The sequence below is a fragment of the Pseudomonas sp. FP603 genome, assembly GCF_030687415.1.
Lineage (GTDB): Bacteria > Pseudomonadota > Gammaproteobacteria > Pseudomonadales > Pseudomonadaceae > Aquipseudomonas > Aquipseudomonas wuhanensis.
The window spans coordinates 1,707,535-1,730,750 of the sequence record NZ_CP117431.1; the positions used below are offsets into that span (position 1 = coordinate 1,707,535).

Annotated in this window: 21 protein-coding genes, 4 tRNA genes and 1 pseudogene; 20 read left to right on the forward strand and 6 right to left on the reverse strand. The window is 58.3% G+C overall.

Features of this window, described 5'->3' with window-relative positions:
* Positions 1-280: 280 nt before the first annotated feature.
* Positions 281-979, forward strand: a complete 699-nt coding sequence (pyrF, locus tag PSH65_RS07810; RefSeq protein WP_007931610.1) for an orotidine-5'-phosphate decarboxylase — start codon at positions 281-283, stop codon at positions 977-979.
* Positions 980-1,111: 132 nt separating this feature from the next.
* Here pyrF and PSH65_RS07815 read toward each other — a convergent pair whose 3' ends face one another.
* Positions 1,112-2,116 (reverse strand): NADP-dependent oxidoreductase, encoded by a 1,005-nt coding sequence (locus tag PSH65_RS07815; RefSeq protein ID WP_305425664.1) that lies wholly within the window; start codon positions 2,114-2,116, stop codon positions 1,112-1,114.
* Between the two features lie 236 nt (positions 2,117-2,352).
* Here PSH65_RS07815 and PSH65_RS07820 point away from each other — a divergent pair, with 236 nt between their 5' ends.
* The 4 genes and pseudogenes from PSH65_RS07820 (at position 2,353) to PSH65_RS31780 (ending at position 6,875) form a co-directional block, all read left to right on the forward strand.
* Complete coding sequence (locus tag PSH65_RS07820) at positions 2,353-3,114, forward strand: SDR family oxidoreductase (RefSeq protein ID WP_217854199.1); 762 nt, start codon at positions 2,353-2,355, stop codon at positions 3,112-3,114.
* A 282-nt stretch (positions 3,115-3,396) separates the two neighbouring features.
* Positions 3,397-4,773 (forward strand): PLP-dependent aminotransferase family protein, encoded by a 1,377-nt coding sequence (locus tag PSH65_RS07825; protein WP_305425665.1) that lies wholly within the window; start codon positions 3,397-3,399, stop codon positions 4,771-4,773.
* Between the two features lie 1,016 nt (positions 4,774-5,789).
* Positions 5,790-5,966: pseudogene (locus PSH65_RS31775) on the forward strand (HAMP domain-containing protein); the annotation flags it as partial.
* A 204-nt stretch (positions 5,967-6,170) separates the two neighbouring features.
* On the forward strand, positions 6,171-6,875 hold the full coding sequence (locus PSH65_RS31780; RefSeq protein ID WP_370694696.1) for a methyl-accepting chemotaxis protein: 705 nt from the start codon (positions 6,171-6,173) through the stop codon (positions 6,873-6,875).
* A gap of 70 nt (positions 6,876-6,945) precedes the next feature.
* Here the strand turns inward: PSH65_RS31780 and PSH65_RS07835 are convergent, their stop codons facing one another.
* The gene (locus PSH65_RS07835) at positions 6,946-7,704 is read right to left on the reverse strand and encodes a hypothetical protein (protein WP_305425668.1); all 759 of its coding nucleotides are present in this window, start codon (positions 7,702-7,704) and stop codon (positions 6,946-6,948) included.
* 391 nt (positions 7,705-8,095) lie between these two features.
* Here PSH65_RS07835 and PSH65_RS07840 point away from each other — a divergent pair.
* The 4 genes from PSH65_RS07840 (at position 8,096) to PSH65_RS07855 (ending at position 8,508) form a co-directional block, all read left to right on the forward strand.
* Positions 8,096-8,171 (forward strand) — tRNA-Glu (locus PSH65_RS07840).
* A 2-nt stretch (positions 8,172-8,173) separates the two neighbouring features.
* A tRNA-Gly gene (locus PSH65_RS07845) sits at positions 8,174-8,249 on the forward strand.
* A 104-nt stretch (positions 8,250-8,353) separates the two neighbouring features.
* Positions 8,354-8,429, forward strand: a tRNA-Glu gene (locus PSH65_RS07850).
* Between the two features lie 3 nt (positions 8,430-8,432).
* Positions 8,433-8,508: transfer RNA gene (locus PSH65_RS07855), tRNA-Gly, on the forward strand.
* A 59-nt stretch (positions 8,509-8,567) separates the two neighbouring features.
* Here PSH65_RS07855 and PSH65_RS07860 read toward each other — a convergent pair.
* Positions 8,568-9,434, reverse strand: coding sequence for a response regulator transcription factor (locus PSH65_RS07860; RefSeq protein WP_305425670.1), 867 nt, complete (start codon positions 9,432-9,434; stop codon positions 8,568-8,570).
* A 408-nt stretch (positions 9,435-9,842) separates the two neighbouring features.
* Here PSH65_RS07860 and PSH65_RS07865 point away from each other — a divergent pair, with 408 nt between their 5' ends.
* The 11 genes from PSH65_RS07865 to PSH65_RS07915 all read left to right on the forward strand — a co-directional run bounded on the left by PSH65_RS07865 (position 9,843) and on the right by PSH65_RS07915 (position 19,789).
* On the forward strand, positions 9,843-10,034 hold the full coding sequence (locus tag PSH65_RS07865) for a Flp family type IVb pilin (protein WP_305425671.1): 192 nt from the start codon (positions 9,843-9,845) through the stop codon (positions 10,032-10,034).
* A gap of 29 nt (positions 10,035-10,063) precedes the next feature.
* On the forward strand, positions 10,064-10,594 hold the full coding sequence (locus PSH65_RS07870) for a prepilin peptidase (RefSeq protein WP_305425672.1): 531 nt from the start codon (positions 10,064-10,066) through the stop codon (positions 10,592-10,594).
* A 2-nt stretch (positions 10,595-10,596) separates the two neighbouring features.
* Positions 10,597-11,931 (forward strand): AAA family ATPase, encoded by a 1,335-nt coding sequence (locus PSH65_RS07875; protein WP_305425673.1) that lies wholly within the window; start codon positions 10,597-10,599, stop codon positions 11,929-11,931.
* A gap of 15 nt (positions 11,932-11,946) precedes the next feature.
* Complete coding sequence (cpaB, locus tag PSH65_RS07880) at positions 11,947-12,765, forward strand: Flp pilus assembly protein CpaB (protein ID WP_305425674.1); 819 nt, start codon at positions 11,947-11,949, stop codon at positions 12,763-12,765.
* A gap of 75 nt (positions 12,766-12,840) precedes the next feature.
* Positions 12,841-14,184, forward strand: coding sequence for a TadE/TadG family type IV pilus assembly protein (locus tag PSH65_RS07885; protein WP_305425675.1), 1,344 nt, complete (start codon positions 12,841-12,843; stop codon positions 14,182-14,184).
* 8 nt (positions 14,185-14,192) lie between these two features.
* The gene (locus tag PSH65_RS07890; RefSeq protein ID WP_305425677.1) at positions 14,193-14,672 is read left to right on the forward strand and encodes a TadE/TadG family type IV pilus assembly protein; all 480 of its coding nucleotides are present in this window, start codon (positions 14,193-14,195) and stop codon (positions 14,670-14,672) included.
* Positions 14,672-15,166 (forward strand): TadE/TadG family type IV pilus assembly protein, encoded by a 495-nt coding sequence (locus PSH65_RS07895; protein ID WP_305425678.1) that lies wholly within the window; start codon positions 14,672-14,674, stop codon positions 15,164-15,166. The genes PSH65_RS07890 and PSH65_RS07895 overlap by 1 nt, the downstream gene beginning before the upstream one ends.
* Positions 15,160-16,380, forward strand: a complete 1,221-nt coding sequence (locus PSH65_RS07900) for an AAA family ATPase (RefSeq protein ID WP_305425679.1) — start codon at positions 15,160-15,162, stop codon at positions 16,378-16,380. Before PSH65_RS07895 ends, PSH65_RS07900 begins: the two co-directional genes overlap by 7 nt.
* Positions 16,381-16,383: 3 nt before the next feature.
* Positions 16,384-17,811: a CpaF family protein gene (locus PSH65_RS07905; protein ID WP_305425680.1), complete on the forward strand. Its 1,428-nt coding sequence runs from the start codon at positions 16,384-16,386 to the stop codon at positions 17,809-17,811.
* The gene (locus PSH65_RS07910) at positions 17,808-18,794 is read left to right on the forward strand and encodes a type II secretion system F family protein (protein WP_305425681.1); all 987 of its coding nucleotides are present in this window, start codon (positions 17,808-17,810) and stop codon (positions 18,792-18,794) included. Before PSH65_RS07905 ends, PSH65_RS07910 begins: the two co-directional genes overlap by 4 nt.
* 29 nt (positions 18,795-18,823) lie before the next feature.
* On the forward strand, positions 18,824-19,789 hold the full coding sequence (locus PSH65_RS07915) for a type II secretion system F family protein (RefSeq protein WP_305425682.1): 966 nt from the start codon (positions 18,824-18,826) through the stop codon (positions 19,787-19,789).
* 381 nt (positions 19,790-20,170) lie between these two features.
* Here PSH65_RS07915 and PSH65_RS07920 read toward each other — a convergent pair whose 3' ends face one another.
* From PSH65_RS07920 to PSH65_RS07930, 3 genes are all read right to left on the reverse strand, one after another.
* Positions 20,171-20,443 carry a DUF3613 domain-containing protein gene (locus tag PSH65_RS07920; RefSeq protein WP_305425683.1) on the reverse strand — a complete coding sequence of 91 codons (273 nt, stop codon included), beginning with the start codon at positions 20,441-20,443 and terminating at the stop codon, positions 20,171-20,173.
* An 18-nt stretch (positions 20,444-20,461) separates the two neighbouring features.
* A complete protein-coding gene (locus tag PSH65_RS07925; protein WP_305425684.1) occupies positions 20,462-21,169 on the reverse strand; it encodes a tetratricopeptide repeat protein in 708 nt (235 codons plus the stop codon).
* Between the two features lie 119 nt (positions 21,170-21,288).
* The gene (locus PSH65_RS07930) at positions 21,289-22,512 is read right to left on the reverse strand and encodes a type II and III secretion system protein family protein (protein ID WP_305425686.1); all 1,224 of its coding nucleotides are present in this window, start codon (positions 22,510-22,512) and stop codon (positions 21,289-21,291) included.
* Between the last annotated feature and the right edge of the window lie 704 nt (positions 22,513-23,216).

Genomic DNA, 23,216 nt, shown 5'->3' on the forward strand with positions numbered 1-23,216 from the left:
CTGCCAGATAGGCTGCCAACCACAAAGATAGGCTGCGAGGTTGTGGCTTCAGCATAGGCGTCCGGCCGTGAGGCGGGAAGTGCTGTAGGACCTGTTGCGGCTGCCGAGGGTAGCGTTGAAGGGTGTTGTGGGCGTGTCGTGTGTGTATCGAACTCGACACAATGGCCGCAGGAGCTAGTCTTGTCTAAGCCGCGATGACGAATTACCGATCATCGGGTCCCGCAGCGGCGCTGGTTCCGCTACAATGCGCGCCGATTTCGACTTGCCTGAGAGCCCACTCATGTCCGCCTGCCAGACGCCTATCATCGTCGCCCTGGATTTCCCTACCCGTGACGCCGCACTGAAGCTGGCCGATCAACTGGACCCGAAGCTGTGTCGGGTCAAAGTCGGTAAAGAACTGTTCACCAGTTGCGCCTCGGAAATCGTCGGCACCCTGCGCGACAAAGGCTTCGAAGTGTTCCTGGACCTCAAGTTCCACGACATTCCGAACACCACCGCCATGGCCGTCAAGGCCGCCGCGGAAATGGGCGTGTGGATGGTCAACGTGCACTGCTCCGGTGGTCTGCGCATGATGGCCGCTTGCCGTGAAGTGCTCGATCAGCGCAGCGGCCCGAAACCGCTGTTGATCGGCGTGACCGTGCTGACCAGCATGGAGCGTGAGGATCTGGCGGGTATCGGTCTGGACATCGAACCGCAGGAGCAGGTGCTGCGCCTGGCCGCGCTGGCGGAAAAAGCCGGGATGGACGGTCTGGTCTGCTCGGCCCTGGAAGCCCAGGCCTTGAAGGCTGCTCACCCGTCGTTGCAACTGGTGACCCCGGGGATTCGTCCGGCGGGCAGCGCCCAGGACGATCAACGCCGCATCCTGACCCCGCGTCAGGCGCTGGACGCCGGTTCCGACTACCTGGTTATCGGCCGTCCGATCAGCCAGGCGGCGGATCCGGCGAAGGCGTTGGCGGCGGTTGTTGCCGAACTCGCTTAAACGCCACTAAACCTGTGGGAGCGGGCTTGCCCGCGATAGCGGTGTATCAGACAAGATTGATGTTGACTGACACGCCCTCATCGCGGGCAAGCCTGCTCCCACAGGGTTTTGTGATTCTTTCAAAATACCGGGTTAAATTTTCAACACCAACTTCCCGAAATTCTCACCGCTGAACAATTTCATCAGCGTCTCCGGGAATGTTTCCAGTCCTTCAACGATATCTTCCTTGCTCTTGAGCTGCCCCTTGGCCATCCAGCCGGCCATTTCCTGACCGGCAGCGCCGAACTGTGCGGCGTAATCCATCACCACAAAGCCTTCCATCCGTGCACGGTTGACCAGCAACGACAGGTAGTTGGCCGGGCCTTTGACCGCTTCTTTGTTGTTGTACTGGCTGATGGCACCGCAAATCACCACCCGCGCCTTCAGGTTCAGGCGGCTCAGCACCGCGTCGAGAATGTCGCCGCCGACGTTGTCGAAATACACGTCGACACCTTTCGGGCATTCGCGCTTGAGGCCGGCGTGTACGTCTTCGTTTTTGTAGTCGATGGCACCGTCAAAACCCAGCTCATCGATCAGGAACTTGCACTTGTCCGCGCCGCCGGCAATGCCCACCACCCGGCAACCTTTGATCTTGGCGATCTGCCCGGCAATGCTGCCCACCGCACCGGCTGCGCCCGACAGCACCACCGTGTCACCGGCTTTCGGCGCGCCGACATCGAGCAGGGCGAAATAGGCGGTCATCCCGGTCATGCCCAGCGCGGATAAATAGCGCGGCAGAGGTGCCAGTTTCGGATCGACCTTGTAGAAACCTCGCGGCTCGCCAAGGAAGTAATCCTGCACACCCAAGGCACCGTTGACGTAGTCCCCCACGGCAAAGCCCGGATTGTTCGAGGCGATGACTTTGCCTACGCCCAACGCACGCATCACTTCACCAATGCCGACCGGAGGAATGTAGGACTTGCCCTCATTCATCCAGCCACGCATGGCCGGGTCCAGGGACAGGTATTCGTTCTTGACCAAAATCTGACCCGTCGCCGGCTCGCCGACCGGTACTTCTTGATAGGTGAACGTCTCACGGGTGGCCGCTCCCACGGGGCGTTTGGCGAGCAGGAACTGGCGATTGGTCTGGGTAGTCATGACAGGCACTCAAGATGAATGAAGTCTTGTTGATAGACCTTCATTGGCGAAGCTGCAAGGTTGGCTGACGCTGCGAATGCACATCGATCCAGTGCAGTGATAGTCAGGGCGGCAGTTCTATCACTGCAACTCATGGGTGCCCAACCGGCCTTCTGATAGTGCTGCCGTGCCATACGGCCCTATGACTAGACTGGGCACACCCGATCCCCCGCATTCTTCCCTCCGAGGACATAACAATGAGCATGACGTTTTCCGGCCAGGTCGCCGTTGTGACAGGCGCGGCCAATGGTATTGGCCGCGCGACCGCTTTGGCGTTCGCTGCTGAAGGTTTGAAAGTGGTGGTCGCCGATCTGGACGCGGCCGGTGGTGAAGGCACTGTGGCGCTGATTCGCACCGCGGGCGGTGAAGCGACCTTCGTGCGCTGCAACGTCACTCTGGAAGGCGATGTGAAAAATCTGATGGACGAGGTAGTGAATACCTACGGCCGTCTCGACTATGCCTTCAACAACGCCGGTATCGAAATCGAGAAAGGCAAACTGGCCGACGGCACGATCGATGAGTTCGACGCGATCATGGGCGTCAACGTCAAAGGCGTCTGGCTATGCATGAAGTATCAGTTGCCATTGCTGCTGGCCCAAGGCGGCGGCGCGATCGTCAACACCGCTTCGGTCGCCGGGCTGGGCGCTGCGCCGAAGATGAGCATCTACGCTGCCTCGAAACACGCGGTGATCGGCCTGACCAAATCGGCGGCCATCGAATACGCCAAGAAAAAGATTCGCGTGAATGCGGTGTGCCCGGCGGTGATCGACACCGACATGTTCCGTCGAGCCTACGAAGCGGACCCGAAGAAGGGCGAGTTCGCCAATGCAATGCACCCGGTCGGGCGTATTGGCAAGGTCGAAGAAATTGCCAGCGCGGTGCTGTACCTGTGCAGCGATGGCGCGGCATTCACCACCGGTCATTCGCTGGCGGTGGATGGTGGGGTCACGGCGTTTTAATGTTTTGCCCACTTCTTCAGGCATACCTTTGTGGCGAGCGAGCTTGCTCGCGCTGGACTGCGTAGCGGCCCCAATTTTATGAGTGCTACGCACTCAAGCGCGAGCAAGCTCCCTCGCCACAGGTCTCTCAACATTACACACACTGGCGCCAGTTCCCTGAAGACGCCGATCAATGTGTTTCAAATGATTAGATCTGAGGGTTTTGGCGGCGTTGTCGCACATCCCCTCGAGCGCTCCTGTGATTAACTGTTTCCCGCAAAACGGACAGGAGTTTGCTTGCTCATGGAGTTGAGAATCGATCGACAGGCATTGGTGCCGGTCGTGCAGCAAATCGTCGACGCATTGGCCGACTGGCTCCGTCGCGGCGAGGTGTCGCCGGGGACGCGTTTGCCTTCCGTGCGACAAATCGCGCGAATCAATCTGCTCAGTCAATCCAGTGTCGTCGAGGCCTGTGAACGGCTTGTGGCTCAAGGAGTACTGGCGACGCGTAACGGGGCGGGTTTCTTTGTCGCGGCAACGGTGCTGGCCGCTCAGGGGCAACAGGATCTTCCCTGGTTCGAAGGGGTTGAGGAGAAGCAAAGCGGCCACGTCGGCAAACTGAAACTGGGTTGCGGTGGATTACCCGAAAGCTGGCGCGAGACTGACGACCTGAGCTACGCCATACGCCAGGTCAGCCGCACCGACATGGCCGGGTTGTTCAACTACAGCACGCCGCTGGGCCTGCCTGCCTTGCGCCAGCAGATCCTCAAACGGTTGAAACACCTGAATATCGAGGTGGATGAAAGCCGAATATTGACCACGGCGGGGGCCAGTCATGGGCTCGATCTGATTGTGCGCACGCTGTTCAATCCGGGCGATTGCGTGGTGGTGGAGAGTCCCGGTTACTCGATGCTGTTCGATCTGCTCAGGCTGCACGGGGTCTGCATGATCGAAGTGCCACGAACCCCTCGCGGGCCAGATACCGAAGCACTCGAGGCATTGTTGCTGAAGTACAAACCCCGTGGCTTGTTCATCAACAGCTTTTATCACAACCCCACCGGCAGCAGTTTGACCCCGGGGGTGGCGCAGCAGGTTGTGCAACTGGCGAAAAAAAATGGCGTGCTGGTGATCGAAGATGATGTCTATGCGGATTTGCACAGCGGCCCCGGCACGCGTCTTGCGGCTCTCGGCATCGATGACAACGTGATTTACGTCGGCAGCTACTCCAAAACACTCAGCAGTTCGTTGCGGGTCGGTTTTGTAGTGGCCGGTGCCGATGTTATTTCGCGATTGGCGCAGGTCAAGATGATCAGCAGCATGGGCGCTTCGCGGTTTAGCGAGTCGGTACTGGCTTGTCTGTTGGCCAGTGGTGCCTATCGCAAATTGGTGCAGCGTCAGCGCCAGCGTTTAAGCACGGGCAGGGAAGCGGCCTTGCAGGTGCTCGAAGACGCGGAGTGGGAGGTGTTCGGCAAGCCGGCGGGCGGCCTGTTCATCTGGGCGCGATCGCGCAAGTCTGACTACGCTCAGGTGCGAACTCAGGCGCGGCGCTTCGGTGTCCTGCTGTCTTGCCCAACGGCGTTCAGTCCGAGCGGCCAAGCTGATGACTGGCAGCGCATCAACGTTGCCTACGCCTGTGATCCTCGTGCCCGGGCATTTTTTCAAGCCACCGCCAGGGTCTGACGTTTGGGGATCGACCTCAAGCGTTCTGAAAGCGACGCGGACGTAGCTTTTTGCCATTATTCCGACGCCAGAGACTTGTGTTGGCACAAGCCCGTTGCGAATCTGCATCAACAGACAATGGCAGGGGACTAAGCGCAATGATTTCGGCCGTGCAAGGACGTTTTGCCAACCTCGGTATGGCGAAAAAACTGGGTATCGGGTTTGTGTTGGTGCTGCTGTTGACAGCCCTGGTGGCAGCCATTGGCGTATGGTCCCTGCAAACCATCAGCCAGCGCTTCGACGGGCTCAAGCAAATGTCGTCGCTCAACAGCGGTTTGCTCAAGGTTCGCCTGCTCGAGCAGGAATACGCCTTGCACGGTAATCCGAAAACCGCGGACGCCTTGCGCGCCGGGGTGGGCGCTCTGGTCGCGCTGGCAACCCAGCTCAAGGCTCAGTCGGCGACCAATGTGCCGGTCATGAATGACGTCGAGCAATCTCTGGACGCTTATCGCAAGGCTTTTGACGAGTTTGTCTCGCTGAGTCAGGGCAAGGACCTGGCACTGGAAATGGCCAGTTGGTCGGTATCCAGTGTGGCCAATAACCTGGACGTGCTGCAGGCCGGGCTCGCCGATGATGGTGCCTATACCTTGAAGGAATCCGAGGGCAAGGATGGCGCGCAATTCATTGAGCAGGCGAATCAGGTCAGCCAGGTTTCGCGGCTGATGTTGCAGGCCATGAACGAAGCGCGCGTACGCCTGGACCAGAGCCGCAAGGGCGACGACAGTGGCGGGCAGGGCAAGATCGAGCAAGCCGATCAGGCACTGACCCAGGCCGAGCAACTGAAAACCACGATCAAGGATGAGGGGTACCAGACCGTCCTCAATGAAGTGTCCGGTCACATCGCCGGTTTCAGTGAAAAACTCGCTGAGTACACCGGCTTGTTGGCGCAGGAAAAGACCGTCTACGAGCAACTCCACCAGCGCGCCGCTCAAGTGGTGGCGCGGGTGGATCAGGCCTATGTTGCTGAAGACCAGTCGATGCAGGCAGAGCTGAAAAAGAACTCGCTGTTGATCATCGGCTCCTCGGCGCTGGCCTTGCTGGTGGGGCTGATTGCTGCGTGGGTGATCACCCGGTTGATCGTCGCGCCGCTGCGCAGTGTGATCCGTGTCGCTCAGCAGATCGCCGCGGGCGATTTGAGTGCCACGATTGAAGTGACCCGCCGTGACGAGATCGGCCAGTTGATGCAAGCCATGCAGCAAATGGGCGCAGGGCTCAGCCATATCGTCAGTGGTTTGCAGGCCGGTATCGAACAGCTGGCAAGCTCTGCTCAATCGCTGTCGGCGGTGACCGAACAGACCAACCTTGAAGTCAGCAGCCAGAAGGAAGAAACCGAGCAGGTCGCCACGGCGATGAATCAGATGACCGCCACGGTGCATGACGTCGCACGTAACGCCGAGGAGGCCGCCCAGGCAGCACAGACTGCCGACGGCAAGGTCGAAAGCGGTCAGCAGGTGGTGCGTCAGAGCATGGCGCGGATCGAACAATTGGCGGACTCGGCCACCTCGGCCAGCTCCAGCATCGAAAGCCTCAGTGCGGAAATCCAGAACATTGGCACAGTGCTCAGCGTGATCAAAAGCGTCGCCGAGCAGACCAACCTGTTGGCGCTCAATGCGGCCATCGAGGCGGCGCGGGCCGGCGAGCAGGGCAGGGGCTTTGCGGTGGTGGCCGATGAAGTTCGGGCGCTGGCCAAGCGAACTCAGCAATCGACCGAGGAAATCGAACGGCTGGTCAGCGCCTTGCGCTCGGCGGCTCAGTCGTCGGTGCAGCAGATTCAGAACAGTGGCGAGTTGGTGAAGCTGGCGGTGAGCGATGCGTTGCAGACCGAGAGCGCCTTGGGGAGCATTGCGGCTGCGGTGTCGTTGATTCAGCAGATGAACCAGCAGATTGCAGCGGCTGCGGAAGAGCAGAGTTCAGTGGCCGAGGAGATCAATCGCAGTGTCACCAGTATTCGCGCCAGTGCGGATCAGTCGTCGCTGGCGATGCGGGGCAATGCGGCGTCGAGTATTGAGTTGGCGCAGTTGGGGGTTGAGTTGAAGGGGATGGTGGGGCACTTCAGGTTGTAGGGGCTGCCCTCCATCAATCCCAACGCAAAAAAAAGCCACCTGACCCGGTGGCTTTTCAGCATTTACATGATCAGTCGTAGATCGCTTTTTTCTTCCAGTCGGCATCAGCTTCGACGTCTTTCAGGCCTTCGGTCAATTGGTTCACCTCGCCTTCAACCGGAGCGATCTTGTCCATGACCTGGGCGTTGGCGCGGGCCAGGAGTTTCTCCAGGTATTCCAGCTGTTCTGCGTAAACCTGCGGTTCCTGTTGTTTGCGCAGGTATTGCACGCCGCGTTCGAAGGCCAGACGGGCCTGACCGGGCTGGTTCTGTTGCAGAGAATGCTGGCCCAGGTTGTTGAAGAATTCGATGTGCAGCAGGACCAGAATGTGGCGCACTTCGCGGATCCAGCGCTTGGCTTCGTTGGTCGGCAGGAAGCCGTCCTGTGCCGCGCGGGTGATCTGGCCATGCAAGGCTTCGAGCAGGAAGCGCACGTCTTTGGCTTTGGCTTCGGTCTGTATCGGTGCCGGCGGGTTGTTGACCGGGATCGATTCGCCCTGGGCGACCAAGGCACTCAGCTCGGTAATCCGTGCCTTCAACGTGGCGTTGGTTTTTTCCAGGTTCAGCAGGCGCTGGCAGACGTTCAGTTCCAGGCGGGTCAATAGCAGCTTGAGCGCGGGTGTTGTGAACTGACCAGGGAAAGTCTCGGTGATTTCGCCGCAGCGACGCAGGCGGTCGTTGAGTTCAACCTTGGTGCGGGCTTTTTCCAGTTTATTGTTTTCCACCACATGGTTCATGTAGCCAATGGCGATCAATAGTGCGATCCCGGCTACGACTAGCAGGGTGATCATGAGTGGTGTCACCGGTAAGACCTCTTTATGGGGTTCGCGTGCGAGTCGAGTGTAGTGGCTTGGCATTTGGGTGCCTAGCGCCGCTCGACGAGTGAATCGGTGTGGCTCTGCTTATATCGGCCGCAATGCTGCATATATAAGTAAATAGCGTGTGAGGTACACATTGCCATCATCCAGCGGGGACTATAGCGCCTTGATGGATGCCAGAATATAGGCGCCAAAGGTCAGGCGACTGAAAAGCCTGAATCACTGCTGAAAGCAGGGCGAAGTCATTGATTTAAATAAATTTATATCTGGGGGTTGACGACCCCTCAATCCATCCATAGAATGCGCGCCACTTACAGCGTAAAGCACACAGCGAAACGCGGTAGGGAGTGAATGTTGTACGTGTGTCCCCTTCGTCTAGTGGCCTAGGACACCGCCCTTTCACGGCGGTAACAGGGGTTCGAGTCCCCTAGGGGACGCCAATGCGGGAATAGCTCAGTTGGTAGAGCACGACCTTGCCAAGGTCGGGGTCGCGAGTTCGAGTCTCGTTTCCCGCTCCAGTTTTAAACGGCTTTGCTTTCGGGCAGGGCTGAGTGAAACCAGAACCAAATCTTCGGATGCGGATCTGGGCACCGAAACACACACCATGTGTTCCGGGCAGCGTGTCCCCTTCGTCTAGTGGCCTAGGACACCGCCCTTTCACGGCGGTAACAGGGGTTCGAGTCCCCTAGGGGACGCCATTTGCGGGAATAGCTCAGTTGGTAGAGCACGACCTTGCCAAGGTCGGGGTCGCGAGTTCGAGTCTCGTTTCCCGCTCCAAATTCAAAAAAACGCCGCTCATTGAGCGGCGTTTTTTTATGCGCGTGAAATAAGCCGGCTCAACTTCCGAGGCTCTGCACCAGGCTTTCGAGCACTTCAGCAGTTGTATCCTCCAGCGCCGGTTGCGCTGCTACCGCTCTGAGTTGGCATGTCAAACGGTATTCGCTGGGTGTGCAGTTGACGGACTGCTTGAAGGCGCGAGCGAAGTAGGACGGGTCCTTGAAGCCGGCCTCATAGCCGATGCTGGTAATAGGCATCTGGCTATTGTCGAGCAGTTGCTTGGCGAAGTTCATGCGTTTGTCCAGGATGTAATCGGTGAAGCCAACGCCATTGGCTTCCTTGAACAGGCGGCTGAAACGAAATGTCGTCATGCCGCAGCGCTTGGCCAAATCCCTCTGATCAATGCTGTCGCGAAAGTGCTGATCGATGTACAGCATGATATGGCTCAGCGCCTGATGTTTTTGATGCCCCGCGGTCAGGCGGATGCTGTCCGGCAGGGTAGGGGAGTGATCGATCAGCGATGTCTGGCCCTGGCCATTGGCATTTCGGCGCAACTCGCACAGCTGCACCACAGCTGTCAGATAGCGCTTCCTCTCGGTGGCCGAGAACGGCAGCACCATGTATTCCCAGACACTGGAACGCATAGCCCAGACGGCCAGTTCCTCTGAATGTTGGACGGTGAACATGGTGATCGGGATGCTGGGAGTAGTGCGTTTGATCTCCAGCAACAGCCTCAAGCCTGGGGTGTCGGGGCGATCAAAATGGATGCAGATCATGTCTGCGTGTTCCCCGTGGGGCAACACGGAGTTTTTCGCCAATTTGCAGTCGCAGGCGCCCTCGAACTGCGCGATGAGTTCCTTGGTGGAGCGATCGTGGGTCAGATCGAACCACAGTAGCGATGGCCTTCTGGTCAAATTGGACGTCATGTCTCTACTCTGCGGTTCTTCGTGCCGTTCTCGGTGAGTAGTATTGCTAACGTGCTATCACTTTGCAGACTAAATGCTGATAAGAAAAACGTAAGTTAGTTCTATTCGCTCTATGTGTTGCCTGAGCCTGTCTAGGGCGACTGTTTGTTGACGTGGCTTGGCACACCCGGTGTCAACCGCTCGTCGCTTGTGAATGAATGGCAATCGCCATTGCCTGCCACCCCTCGTTTTGCCCCCTCCTGATACTTCTTCAAAAGCCAATTACCCGTATTTGGCTCACCCGCAAAAAAGTCCTAGTGATGTGCAAAATCTTCCTAACGCCTATGCCTTGCCCCTGACTAGTGTTGCATCCAGGCAGTTCAGAACGTACTGCCTTCCGGAAAAAACAACATTCGAGAGGTGGGCAAAATGATCATTCAAACAATCAAGGCTTCGGTAATGAAGTTCGTCAAAGACGAAGACGGCCTGACCATTGTGGAGTACGCGGTGGCAGGTGGGTTGATCACGGTAGCTGTTGTCGGGGCATTCACGCTTCTTGGCGGGGTAGTGGATACCCAGATCAGGGCTCTTTGCAACGCCGTTATTCCTGGTTCTTGCTGATAACAACAACTCTGTTAGGGAGATGCGAAATGTCCATGGAACAGCTGGTTGCGACCGTTTTGCTGATAGGACTGCTGGGCGTGGCGGTGGTGAGCGACTTGCGTCGCCACCGCATTCCCAACCTGCTGATCCTGGTAGGTCTGGCCTTGGGATTGGCCGGCCAGACTTATTCAGGTGGGATTAGCGGGATGGGGGACGGCCTGATGGGCCTCCTGATCGGTTTTGCGCTGTTCCTGCCCATGTATGCCCTGGGCGGCATGGCTGCCGGCGACGTCAAGCTGATGGCCATGGTTGGCAGTTTCCTACCCCCCCATTACGCCTTGTGGGCTGTGTTCTTCAGCCTGCTATGGGGAGGCTTGTGCGGTTTCCTGATCGTGCTGGTGCGCGGTCAATTATTGCAGACCCTGGGACGTTATCGGTTGATGCTTCGGGCGCGGGCCTATATGGCTCCGAACTCGGAGGAGGTGGCCGGTAAGCCCTTTCCTTATTCGGTTGCGATCCTGCTCGGGACGTTGAACAGCGTCTACTGGCAACTCGTTGCCGGTGGATTTGGAGGTTAGTCATGCACGTCATCGTCGATAGTGATGCCTACCCCAGTGATCGAGAAGCGGTGCAACGACTGGCTCCTCAGCCGTGCAGTATCCGCGAAACTGGTCTGACCGACAGTTTTCTCGGTGAGTTGGTGTGCAAGCATTTGCATGACGCCGGCGTGCTGGACATGCCGCGGCTGGTGGAGCGCCTGGCGCTGACCGGCGCTGTACTTGAAGAAGTCCTGGCGTTCCTGCGCAAGGATGGTCGTGTCGAAGTGCTGGGCCAAGCGGGGCCGCAAACGACGAGCGGGCAGATGCTGCGTTATGGCCTGACCGAACGTGGTCGCAGTAATGCTCGCGACGCCCTGTTGCGCAGTGGCTACATCGGCGCGGCACCCTTTCCGGTGAGTTCGTACCGCTCCCTGATCAAAATCCAGACCATTCACCATGGTCGCATCAACGCCAATGATATGCGCAACGCCCTTGCTGGTGTGGTGCTTACCGAAGGGATGCTCGATCAGTTGGGCGTGGCGCTGAACTCCGGGCGCGCGATCATGATTTATGGCCCCGCAGGTACCGGCAAGACTTATGTCAGCAGTCGGCTGATTCGTCTGTTCGCCGAGGCCATCTGGGTACCTCATGCCATCGTGATCAACGAGTCGGTGATCGAGATCTACGATCCGCAGGTACATCAGCGGCTCGATGAGAGCAGCCAACAGAACAATCTGATGCTCAACGAAGGGATCGACCGTCGACTGCTGTGCTGCAAACGTCCGATCGTCATTACGGGCGGCGAACTGAGCATGGAGCAGCTGGACGTTCGCTATGACTCCTCCACCCGTCAGTACCAGGCCGCCTTGCAGCTGAAAGCCAGCAATGGTCTGTTCATCATCGACGACATGGGACGCCAGCGCATGGCCCCCGCCGAACTGTTGAACCGCTGGATCGTACCGATGGAAGAGAAGCGCGATTTCATCAATCTGGGCGGTGGTCGGCATTGCGAGCTGCCGTTCGATCTGATTCTGGTGTTCTCCACCAACCTCAATCCCCTGGAGCTGGCCGATGAGGCCTTCCTTCGCCGGATTGGCTACAAGCTGCAATTCGGTTACCTGAAGCCTGAGGAGTACGAAAAGATCTGGCGTCAGGAAAGCGAGCGTCTGGGTATTCCTTTCGACCCGTTGCTGCTGCGTTATGTACTGCAAAGGCTTTATGCAAGTGAAGGCATGCCCCTGGTGCCTTGCCATCCCCGCGATCTCCTGAACATGGCCCTCGATCGTCAGCGTTATATGGGCGGTTCCGGAGCCTTGTCACCACAAGAGTTGGAATGGGCCTGGCACAACTACTTTGTCCAGCTCGACTTTCTTTGATACGGAGATACTGACATGAGCTCTCGTACTCTTACCCTGGTAGGCGTTTCCCTGGTCATGGGCCTTGGTGCTGCATGGATGGCCGACTCCTGGCTGAGCGCCCGGCTCAATGCCAGCCCGGATGATCATCTTCGAAGCGTGGTAGTCGCCACGGTCGAGATTCCATTCGGGCAGATGGTCGAGGCTCAACAAGTCACGACCATGCGCATGCCCATAGACACGATACCGGACGATGCTTTCGACTCCAGCGAGAAGGCAGTGGGCAAGATCGCAACGTTCGACATTCTGAAGGGCGACATCATGCGCGGCGCGCGTCTGAGCGAGCATCTGGGGGGCAGTACCCTGGCCTCTCTGATTGCGACAGACAAACGTGCCATCTCGGTACGCGTGGACGATGTGGTCGGCGTGGGCGGGTTCCTGTTGCCGGGTAACCGGGTCGATGTGCTAGCGACCAAACGCACTGATGGCAGTGGCAACAACGCCGTGTCCAAAACCATCCTCGAGAACTTGCGGGTGTTGGCGGTGGACCAGACCGCAGGTACCGACAAGACCCAACCGGTGGTGGTGCGCGCAGTGACGCTGGAGATGACGACCGCAGAGGCTGAAACCCTGGTCACCGCGCAAACGGAAGGGAAATTGCAACTGACCCTGCGCAATCCGCTGAACGCCGACAAAAAAATTGCGACCGTTGCGCCTGCGCCTGCGCCTGCGGCACCGGTCATGGCGATGGCCGCTGCCCCAGCGCCAAAACGCGTGGTGCGTCGCAGTAATGGCGAGGGTGGCGGGAGTGTCACCATTATCCGCGGGACCCAAGCCAGTGTAGTCAAACGTTGACAGGGCGGTAGGGGTGCCTGGGCACCAAGGTATTGGCGGAGCCGATCCGGATCAGTTTCGGTAAATGAGGGCTTGATGATGAATCTTCGAATTCAGCAGCCGTTCACTGCGACGCCAAGGCGCCAGGAAGGCTCGGTGAGCGTATTGATGGTGATCGCGTTGGCGGCGATTTTAATGGTGGCGGGTTTGACGCTCGACGTGGGCCACATGTTGTTGAACAAGACACGCCTGCAGAACGCTGTAGATGCTGCCGCTTTGAGTGGCGCCAAAACCCTGCTTCAGGTGGAAGGTGGTGTCAACATTGCCAACGTAACACGCACAGCCGCGCTCAATACGCTGACGCAAAATGCCAATGCCACGGGTAATAGCGAATTGGCAACGGCGATGGGTGGCAACGCAGGCTTCGCGGTAGTGGAACTGGCAAGCAGCGTCTATGGCCCGTTCGCCTATCCCGGGCCTGCGGATGCCAAATATGTTCGGGTATCGGTACCGACCTATAGCCTGACCGGTTTTTTCTGGAACTTCGTCCAGACCTTCGGCACTAGCGGTCTGGGGAACAAAGCCGTGTCGGCGATCGCCACCGCAGGCCCCAGCCCTACCAGCCCCTGCGATCTTGCCCCCCTGATGGTCTGTGGCGACCCGACTCAATACGACCCGGACGCCGGTATGTTCTGGGGCTTCCAATTTGGTGATTTGCAAGTATTGAAGTCGGCTGCCGGCAATTCGTCCCCCATTGGTCCAGGCAACTTTCAGTTGCTCGATTTTGGTTCGGGCGGCAGTTCGGTCAGGACAGATATGGCCGGAGGCGGCTCGATCTGCCGCAACGTGGGGGAAAATGTCCAGACCAAACCCGGCAACACGGTGGGCCCTGCGTCTCAAGGCTTGAATACGCGCTTCGGCATCTACAACGGCCCGGTCAGTGCCTCGGACTATCCGCCCGACCTGGTGACCACGTCCAGCAATCCCGCGATCACTTATGACGACTCAGTTTCCCCACCACAAATGAAATACCAGGGGCAAACCGTCACCTCGAACAACGGCGATCTCACGGCGGGCGGCAACGCGATACAGGACTACAACGACTGGCGTGCGAGTGCTGCGGCCTGTGTGGCAGGGTCCGGCAGTGGCTGTCAGAGCAATGGGGTGTTCGAGCGCCGGATGCTGAAAATCGTGGTGGGCAACTGCACCGGCCAACAGGGCGGTACCACCTCGATCCCTGTCCTGGGTTTTGGTTGCTATTTCGTGGTGCAGCCAATGAGTAACGGCGGCACGGAAGCGCAGATCTTCGGCCAGTTTGTGAAGGAGTGCGAAGGCGACAATGTGCCCGGTCCTAATCCGACGAACGATTCCGGCCCGCAGATCATTCAGCTCTACAAAACCTATCTCAACGGCAGCGGCACTCCGAGCACAGACTCATAGGAGGCGTCATGAGACTTCATTCGTTTAAACATCCGCGGCGCCAGCAGGGCCTGGCCATGGTGGAATTCACCCTCGCTCTGCCGGTGCTGCTGTTGTTGCTGCTGGCTCTCGGTGAGTTCGGCCGCATGCTCTACCAGTACAACGTACTGCTGCAGGCCAGCCGTGATGCCGACCGTTTCGTCGCCGGCCAAGCCTGGAACTCGACGCTCGGTGCAGTCTCCCTGAGCAATACGCTGCAGACCCAGACGAAAAACGTCGCGGTCTATGGCGTGCCGAGCCAGACCGGAACCCCAGTGATATCCGGATTGACGACCAACAACGTGGTCGTCGCCGCCGTGGGCACCGACCATGTGCGAGTCACCATCACTTTTACATTCTGCCCGGTGATTGGCGGTGGCAATTGCACCGGATCGCTTCCCGGGTTTTTCGGTAATCCGATTGCGCTGAGCATTCCGCTGGTCGCCACCACTGTCATGAGGGCACTGTGATGAATCGCAAACGCATGCAAGGCACCTATGTGGTGGAGTTCGCCATCATCGGCGCGCTGATATTCACGCTGTTGTTCGGCGCGTTGGAAATCGGCCGCCTGTACTTCACGATCAATGCGCTAGATGAAGTCGTGCGCCGTGGTGCGCGCCTGGCGTCGGTGTGCAATATCAGTGATCCGGTGGTGTTGCGGCGGGCGATCTTCAATGCCGCGACCGACGCCGGTGCGAGCCAGATCATCACCGATCTGGCCACCACCCACTTGACGTTGACCTATCTGGACGTAAACGGCGCTCAGGTGGGCAACCCCGCCGACACGAGTGGAGCCAATGGATTTCGTGCCATCCGCTACGTCCAGTTGAGCCTGCAAAACTTCGTTTTCAACCTGTTTATTCCCGGGTTCGGCGTGCCCATTACCTTGCCCACATTCAGGGCAACGTTGCCACGTGAAAGCCTCGGGCGTCATTCCGATTCCGGGGAGATCACGCCATGCTGAATACTAAAGAAACTCCAGTCGCCACCTCGACCGGCAAAGCCGGGCTCCGGTTGCTGATCAGCAGCCGTGATGCCACCTCTTTGCGCGATTTGCAGAGTGTCTGCCAGCGCATGCCCGGTTTTGAGGTGAGCACTCGCCTGGTGAGTAATGGTCATGTCGACCCCCTCTATGGCCTGGACCGCATGCCCGATCTGTTGCTGTTGCGCGTCAGCCACCTGTGGCGCGAGGAGCTGGCCGCGTTGTTGCTGCATCCGGCCCATGAGCGTCCGCCGATGCTGGTCTGCGGCCTGCTAAGCGATCAGGAAGGCATGCGTATGGCGATGCAGGCCGGCGCCCGTGACGTGCTGCCGGAACCCATCGCCGAGACAGAGCTGGTCGCTGCCTTGAATCGGCTGGTCATGGAGGTTCGGATCGGCAGCGGAGCAGAAGGCAAATTGATCGCCGTGATGAGCGCCAAGGGCGGCTCCGGCGGAACCCTGGTGGCTTGCAACCTGGCTCAGCAGCTCAGTGCCAAGGGCGGCAGTACCCTGTTGCTGGATATGGATTTGCAATTTGGCAGCGTGACGCATTACCTGGATGTGGCGCAGACGCACAGCCATCTCGAGGTATTGCACCAGATCGACGGCATGGACAGCGTCGCGTTACGCGGTTTTTGCAGTCACTTCAGCCCCACCTTGCATGTGCTGGGTGGTCGGGCCGGTGAGCTGTGTCTGCCGCAGGATGCCCAACCCGAACAACTTGACGCCCTGTTGAAGTTGGCCCGCGCCAGTTATGACTGGGTGGTGATCGACCTGCCGCGGCAAATCGACCACCTCACCGGCTCCGTGCTGGAACAGGTCGATCGGGTGTACGTGGTGGTGCAGCAGAGCGTCAGTCATCTGCGCGATGCCAGCGCCTTGGTGCGGATTCTTCGCGATGACCTGGGCGTGCGCGGGGATCAATTGCAGATAGTAGTCAATCGATTTGACAAGGCGGCAGCGATCAGCCTCAAAGATATCGGCGAGGCGTTGCGCTGCACCAATCTGGCGAAATTACCCAACGACTTCAACCTGGTCAGCCAGAGTCAGAACACTGGCGTGCCGTTGGGGCTGCATGCGCCGAGGGCAGCGATCACTGCTGCACTGCGCGACATGACCGAGGACCTGGTCGGTCAACAGGTAGCCGGGAACAAAGGCTTACTCAAACGCGCCTTCAACCGTTTTTTCGGGGGATGACCCATGATCAGCGACTTTCGTAACCGCTTGCGCAAACAGTCCGCTAAACCCGCCGCTCAGACTGGCGACGAACTGGATCCGGCAGAGGAAATAATGGCGTGGGAGCGTGTAACACCGGACGTTCTTTACGAAACCAGAAGCCAGGTCACCCCGGTGGAGGCCGAATGGCGGGAAAAGATCTACCAGCAGTTGCTCAAGGTCATGGACCTGTCCTTGCTGGACTCCCTTGAACAGGCCGAGGCCGCGCGGCAGATTCGCGATATTTGCCAGCGCCTGCTCGATGAGCATTCGGCGCCGGTGAGTACCGCCAGCCGCCAGTTGATCATCAAGCAAATCACTGACGAAGTGCTTGGCCTGGGTCCTCTGGAGCCGTTGCTGGCCGATCACAGCGTGTCCGACATTCTGGTCAACGGCTTTGCCTCAGTCTATGTCGAGCGCTTCGGTAAACTGCAAAGGACCGATGTGCGCTTTCGCGATGATCAACATTTGCTGAACATCATCGACCGCATTGTGTCCAGCCTGGGTCGGCGTATCGACGAGTCCTCGCCATTGGTGGACGCTCGACTCAAGGACGGTTCGCGGGTCAACGCGATTATCCCGCCGCTGGCCATCGACGGTCCGAGCATGTCGATCCGTCGCTTTGCGGTGGACCTGCTCAACACCGACAGCCTGATATCGGTGGGGACATTAACCCCAGCCATTGCCCTGCTGCTCAAGGCGATTGTCCGTGGACGCTTGAACGTGTTGATTTCCGGTGGTACCGGCAGCGGCAAGACCACCATGCTCAATGTGTTGTCCAGTTTCATCCCGCAGAACGAGCGGATCGTTACCATCGAAGACTCGGCCGAACTGCAACTGCAGCAGCCCCATGTGGTGCGCCTGGAAACCCGACCTTCCAACATCGAAGGGCGTGGCGAGGTGAGCCAGCGGGAGTTGGTGCGTAACAGCCTGCGGATGCGCCCGGACCGCATTGTCATCGGTGAAGTGCGCGGCGCCGAGGCGCTGGACATGCTGACCGCCATGAACACCGGCCACGACGGCTCGCTGACCACCATCCACGCCAACACCGCACGTGATGCGTTGGGGCGAATCGAGAACATGGTGTCGATGACCGGGGCGACCTTCCCGATCAAGGCCATGCGTCAGCAGATCGCTTCGGCCATTGATGTGGTGATCCAGCTGGAACGTCAGGAGGATGGCAAGCGCCGCCTGGTCAGTGTGCAAGAGATCAACGGCATGGAAGGCGAAATCATCACCATGACCGAAATATTCTCCTTTGCGCGTCAAGGCATGGGCGAAAACGGCGAGGTGCTCGGTGATTATCGCCCCAGCGGAATGATCCCGGCCTTCCGAGATGTACTGGCCAAGCGCGGTATCGAGTTGCCGCTGAACATGTTCAGGCCTGAGTGGATGGAGGCACGGCAGTCATGAATAATATTCCTGGTGAATTCATTCTGATGTTCCTCGGCATGGTGTTTATTGCCGTGTTCCTATTGTCCCAGGGCGTAGTAGTGCCGGTGTTCGGCGAGGCCGGCAAGATGCGCAAACGCATCCGCGGCCGCTTGAATGTACTGGAGAAGGCCAACAATCTGCCCAACATGCAGACAGTGTTGCGGCAGAAATACCTGACGCGATTGTCGCCACTGGAGGCCATGCTCGAGCAGTTGCCCTTTATGGCGAACCTGACACAGATGATCGAGCAGGCCGGACACGAATATCGGGCTTATCGGGTGTTATTGCTTGGGTTGTTCCTGGGCGCCTGCGCGGGCGTCTCGATCTGGATGATCTCGTCAATCTGGTGGATGGCGCTGCTGGTGGGCTTCGTAGTGTTCTGGGTACCCCTGCTGAAAATTTCTCGTGACCGTGGCAAACGTTTCGCCGAGTTTGAGGAAGGCCTGCCGGATGCACTGGATGCCATGTGCCGTGCCCTGCGCGCCGGGCACCCGTTCAATGAAACCCTGCGCCTGGTCGCCGAGGAACACAAAGGGCCAGTTGCCCATGAGTTCGGCCTGACCTTTGCCGATATCAACTATGGCAACGATGTGCGTCGGGCCATGCTCGGCCTGCTGGAGAGGATGCCGAGCATGACGGTGATGATGCTGGTGACCTCTATCCTTATTCATCGCGAGACCGGCGGTAATCTGACCGAAGTGCTGGAGCGTCTGAGTCGCCTGATCCGCGGGCGCTTTCGCTTCCAGCGCAAGGTCAAGACCCTGTCGGCCGAAGGGCGGATGTCGGCCTGGATACTGGTGGCCATTCCCTTCGTGCTGGCGGCAGTGATCGTGTTCACCAGCCCTAACTATTTGCCGCTGCTGCTCAATGACCCGATCGGCCATAAGCTTATATTCGGGGCTTTTGGTTCCATGTTGATCGGGATTTTCTGGATTCGCAAAATCATACGGATTCAGGTTTAAGCCTTATTCACCATGTGGAGGTGCAGGTCATGGACTATTTGCTGGGGTTGTTCAATCGAGTGACAGGCAATGAGGAGATGGCGCGCCTGTTGTTTGTCGGTGCGATGAGTCTGAGTGCAGTGCTCGCGATCGTTACCGTGGTGCTACTGCTGTTGGGGCTGCAGGATCCCGTACAGCGTCGTCTGGCGCTGATCAAACGCGGTCATTCAGGGAGTACAGCCGGGCAGGACGCACCGGGTAATCTGCAATTATTGCTGGAACGGGTCGGCCAACGCTTTGGCTCGACTGATGGGGCTCAAACGTCTGCGACCCAAACCCTGTTGACGCACGCTGGTTATCGCTCACAATCGGCTGTTCAAATGTACTGGGCAGTGCGTTTGCTGTTGCCATTGATATTGGTAGGCCTTGCGCTGTTGGTGCTGCCGATAATCCCCAAACTTTCTCTGATTACGGGGTTGTTGCTAGTGTTCGCGGCTGCTGCTATCGGCTGGCTGGCACCCGCGCTGTATGTCGGAAAACGCAAGCGGGCTAGACAGAGCAGACTGCGTGCCGCTTTTCCGGATGCCCTGGACCTGATGGTGGTCTGCGTGGAGTCGGGCCTGGCCTTGCCCCTTACGATCGAGCGGGTGGCTGAAGAGATGTCGGTCAGTCAGGTTGAACTGGCTGAAGAGCTGGCCCTGGTCAATGCGCAAATCCGTGCGGGTATTTCCAGTACCGAAGCGCTCAAACAACTGGCTGTGCGCACCGGTCTGGATGATGTCCAAGGGTTAGTCAGTCTGTTGGCGCAGAGCATCCGCTTTGGTACCAGCGTGGCCGATACTTTGCGCATCTATGCCGATGAGTTCCGTGACCGGCGTACGCAGGCAGCCGAAGAGGCGGGGGCGAAAATTGGCACCAAACTTATATTCCCGCTGATTTTCTGTCTGTGGCCGAGCTTCTTTCTGATCGCCATTGGCCCCGCCATGATCGGAGTACTCAAAACATTCGGGAAGTAATGAGGCAGTGATTTTCGGTCCAGCAAGATGACTGTGCTGCATCAGTACGAGGTGGAGCAGGTGAGCGGAGGGTATTCACTCCTATCGCCTGCTTCACCTCGTACTGATCTGTATTTTTCGGCACACATGACTAGGGGGCGTTCTCAATTGGTTTCCTCTGCCGGGGAAACCAATTGAGAATGCCCCCTAAGCCTTAATGCCGGTAAGTCAAGAAATTTGAGCGACGACAATCCTGTGGGAGCGTGGCTTGCCCGCGAAGAATGCGCCGCGGTTTTTCAGGTATCACGCGTCATCGTTCTTCGCGGGCAAGCCACGCTCCCACAGCATCTACGCTTAACTTAGGCCACTCTGGACTACGGGCTGATCACCCATTGAAGTACCTCAATTGCTGCCGCTGGTGACGTCGCCCGCTGCATCCTGGTCAAAGAATTCTGGTATCGGGTAGAGGAAACTATTCAGCCAACGCTGCATGGCCAGGTCACGTTCGGTAGCCGAAGCCGTTTGCAGTTTAGGCGAGGCAAACACCCCACGAATCTGCATCTGCAACCACTGTTCGGTGCCTTTTTGCGACGCCGAAGAGGGGCCTGGTTCAATAGCCCAGGCACTGGTGGACAGGCAAGCCATGCACACGATCAACAGCCTCTTGGTATTCATTTCGACTCCTCGTACGTTTTACTTTGTCGCACTGGGTGAGGCAGCGGCTACCTCAGTCCTGCGATTCCCCTCCGAAGCCGCCACTTTTTTTGCGGAGGCCTTGAGTTTTTCCGCGCGGCTTTGAGCCTCGGCGACTTGCTGGGGGCTCAAGCTGGCACGGTTCGCGAGTTCGGCAGCCGACTTCCAGTTATCCTGATAGATCAGCAGCGTCACCAAATTGAGTGCCGCCAATGAATTGGACTGTTTGAGCTCCATGGCGGTCATGAACTCGAAGCGTGCTTCAGGGATACGTCGTTGATTGAGGTAGACCACCCCCAGGTCATTGCGCATCCTGTCGTCGGTGGGGGCCATCTTCACCGCACGCTCAAGGTGAGTGGTCGCGGTGGCGTAATCATTTTTGGCCGCGGCCAACTGGCCCAGGCCATGTTCCCCGTCGGCGGCCAGACAGGTGCCGAGCAAGCTTTGATACAACGGCCCCGCCTCGTTACGCCCCATCAAGCGCAGCACCCGAGCCTTGCGCAGGCGAACCTGAACCAGGTTGTCGGGCAAACCTTCAAGATTCGCCAGGCTGGCATACAAACGGCCGTCGTTGGCCATGTTGTCGGCCAGACTCAGGGCCAACTCTTGATCCGAATCGGGCTTGGCACAGATAGCCGGTCGCGACAGGCCATTGGTGGCACAACCTGCGAGCAACAATGTTGCCGTTATTGCGATCACTGCTTTCATCGAGTGTCCTCTGGCTACAACACGTTGAACGCCAGGCCAATGGCAATAAAGCTGGCCTGGCAAGCGCTCAAGGTCACCGTTAGGGGTGAGGGCGAGGTAAGTCTGATTCAGGCTCTGGCTCATTGTGAAAGCCCGGAGCGACTGTCGAAATCGCCATTTTCGAGGAAGAACATGCGGTAGAAGTTCGGGTCGTAATTGCGCAGCTGTTCGCCAGGCAATGACGGTAGTTGTGCGTTGACAGCCAGTGGCTGGACCAGATGCGGGGTAACGATCATCAGCAGTTCACGCTCTTCACGGTTGATGGTGTTGTCGCGAAAGAACGCGCCCAGAATCGGGATATCGCCCAGCCCCGGAAACTTGTTCACCTGGGAATTGTTGCGGGTGCTGATCAAGCCGCTGATGACGAAGCTTTCGCCGTCGGCCAGGGAGATGCTGGTGTCGGTACGACGTATGGTCAGTGCTGGAACAATAGTGCCGGCGATGCTTACGGCGTTGGTGAAGTCCAGTTCACTGACTTCCGGCGCCACCTTCAGCGCGATACGGTTTTTGCCGATGATGGTCGGCGTCAGGGTCAGGCGAATACCGAATTCCTTGTACTCGATGGACACGTTATCGCTGCCTGAACTGGGCACTGGAATCGGCACTTCACCACCGGCCAGGAAGCTCGCACTCTGCCCGCTGAGCGCGACCAGGCTTGGCCGTGCCAGGGTGTAGGCGAAACCGCTGCCTTCCAGTGCGTTGATCGACACCAGAGTATCGCTGGACGCAAAAGCGAAGTTGAACAAGCCGTTGTTCACCGGCAGCGACGGCGTGACAATGCCGTCGATGGTGGGCAAAGTTCTCGGCGAGCCGAACAGGAAGTTGCCCTGGCGACCAAAAATCGAGGCATTGGCTTCCTTGAGTTTGGTCCGGCTGACTTCAACGAAGCGGATGTCGGTTTGCACCTGAATCGGCAACAGCGGGTCTTCGGAGGGCACTGTCGAGACGCTGGTCAGCGCCGCGGTGGCCTTGCCCTTGACGAACACCATGCTTTGGCGCGGCGTTTTCGAACAGGCGGTCCAGACCATCAGGCTGGTGGCCCCCGGCGCGAGGCCCGTGAGTATGAAGGCGTTGCTGCCGCTGGGTTGCACGTCGGCAATTTTCGGGTCGCCTACCGCCAGTTGTGTCACCGGGACGGGGACGCGCAGTTCATTCTGAAGCCCCTGACCGACCTCGAACGTTGCCGGCAAACTATCCAGTTGCGAACAATTGGCCGGCGCGGCCTGAGCCGCATTCACGCTGAGACCCGTCCAGAACAGGCCATGGATAATTCGCTTGAAAGCGGGCACGGTACGATAGCTCATTAAGTGCATCCTCGCTGAATAGGCCATCTTTGAGGCTAACTGGGTTGCCTCGGATCACTACAAGGGGCCTTGGTCGGCCCTCTACCCCGCCAGACCCCTGACTAATGGCCCCGGCAATATTGCGTGGTGCTACATGCAAGCAGGTGCAATACGCTGGTCTGACTGAACAGCGAGCGACCTTCGCTACAACGGTTTTTAGTGATCCAGATACCTGAGCTGTCGACCCGAACGATATGTTCAGGCTCGACCGCAACAGCAGCTAAAGACGGCACTTTGCGCCGACCTGACTCCCCTAAAAAGCAACCGGCAATCAACGTAAAGAGCCGGAAAATGCTTGCCAGGACCATAGTGAGGTAACTCCTTTTGCCATTCCGCTATCTGATCGCTGAACCTAACGTGCAATTTCAAACCGTTATGTCTTCTTCTTGTTTGAAAGGTAGTTCAACCAAGGCAAAGCGCCATGCCTTGAACGAAAACTTTCGATACAGATGTTGGTTTTTTTTTGAAAGCCACGGTCAGGCCACGCAATCATTGGCATTGCGCCGGATGCTGATGGAATAAGGGATGCTTCACGGTCCCGCGAGTTTTTCTTTGGGTTTTGCGCGGGATATTTCGCAAAATCGCCACTCAATGAGTGGCGTTTTCAGGCGTGCCGGTTTGTACTTTTCGAATGCAGACCAATCGTAACAATGGCATCTGGCGGG

Excerpts from the sequence above, each read along its gene's own strand:
- pyrF (WP_007931610.1), top strand. The coding sequence starts at position 281 with ATGTCCGCCTGCCAGACGCCTATCATCGTCGCCCTGGATTTCCCTACC.
- PSH65_RS07815 (WP_305425664.1), bottom strand. The coding sequence starts at position 2,116 with ATGACTACCCAGACCAATCGCCAGTTCCTGCTCGCCAAACGCCCCGTG.
- PSH65_RS07820 (WP_217854199.1), top strand. The coding sequence starts at position 2,353 with ATGAGCATGACGTTTTCCGGCCAGGTCGCCGTTGTGACAGGCGCGGCC.
- PSH65_RS07825 (WP_305425665.1), top strand. The coding sequence starts at position 3,397 with ATGGAGTTGAGAATCGATCGACAGGCATTGGTGCCGGTCGTGCAGCAA.
- PSH65_RS31780 (WP_370694696.1), top strand. The coding sequence starts at position 6,171 with ATGACCGCCACGGTGCATGACGTCGCACGTAACGCCGAGGAGGCCGCC.
- PSH65_RS07835 (WP_305425668.1), bottom strand. The coding sequence starts at position 7,704 with ATGATCACCCTGCTAGTCGTAGCCGGGATCGCACTATTGATCGCCATT.
- PSH65_RS07860 (WP_305425670.1), bottom strand. The coding sequence starts at position 9,434 with ATGACGTCCAATTTGACCAGAAGGCCATCGCTACTGTGGTTCGATCTG.
- PSH65_RS07865 (WP_305425671.1), top strand. The coding sequence starts at position 9,843 with ATGATCATTCAAACAATCAAGGCTTCGGTAATGAAGTTCGTCAAAGAC.
- PSH65_RS07870 (WP_305425672.1), top strand. The coding sequence starts at position 10,064 with ATGTCCATGGAACAGCTGGTTGCGACCGTTTTGCTGATAGGACTGCTG.
- PSH65_RS07875 (WP_305425673.1), top strand. The coding sequence starts at position 10,597 with ATGCACGTCATCGTCGATAGTGATGCCTACCCCAGTGATCGAGAAGCG.
- cpaB (WP_305425674.1), top strand. The coding sequence starts at position 11,947 with ATGAGCTCTCGTACTCTTACCCTGGTAGGCGTTTCCCTGGTCATGGGC.
- PSH65_RS07885 (WP_305425675.1), top strand. The coding sequence starts at position 12,841 with ATGATGAATCTTCGAATTCAGCAGCCGTTCACTGCGACGCCAAGGCGC.
- PSH65_RS07890 (WP_305425677.1), top strand. The coding sequence starts at position 14,193 with ATGAGACTTCATTCGTTTAAACATCCGCGGCGCCAGCAGGGCCTGGCC.
- PSH65_RS07895 (WP_305425678.1), top strand. The coding sequence starts at position 14,672 with ATGAATCGCAAACGCATGCAAGGCACCTATGTGGTGGAGTTCGCCATC.
- PSH65_RS07900 (WP_305425679.1), top strand. The coding sequence starts at position 15,160 with ATGCTGAATACTAAAGAAACTCCAGTCGCCACCTCGACCGGCAAAGCC.
- PSH65_RS07905 (WP_305425680.1), top strand. The coding sequence starts at position 16,384 with ATGATCAGCGACTTTCGTAACCGCTTGCGCAAACAGTCCGCTAAACCC.
- PSH65_RS07910 (WP_305425681.1), top strand. The coding sequence starts at position 17,808 with ATGAATAATATTCCTGGTGAATTCATTCTGATGTTCCTCGGCATGGTG.
- PSH65_RS07915 (WP_305425682.1), top strand. The coding sequence starts at position 18,824 with ATGGACTATTTGCTGGGGTTGTTCAATCGAGTGACAGGCAATGAGGAG.
- PSH65_RS07920 (WP_305425683.1), bottom strand. The coding sequence starts at position 20,443 with ATGAATACCAAGAGGCTGTTGATCGTGTGCATGGCTTGCCTGTCCACC.
- PSH65_RS07925 (WP_305425684.1), bottom strand. The coding sequence starts at position 21,169 with ATGAAAGCAGTGATCGCAATAACGGCAACATTGTTGCTCGCAGGTTGT.
- PSH65_RS07930 (WP_305425686.1), bottom strand. The coding sequence starts at position 22,512 with ATGAGCTATCGTACCGTGCCCGCTTTCAAGCGAATTATCCATGGCCTG.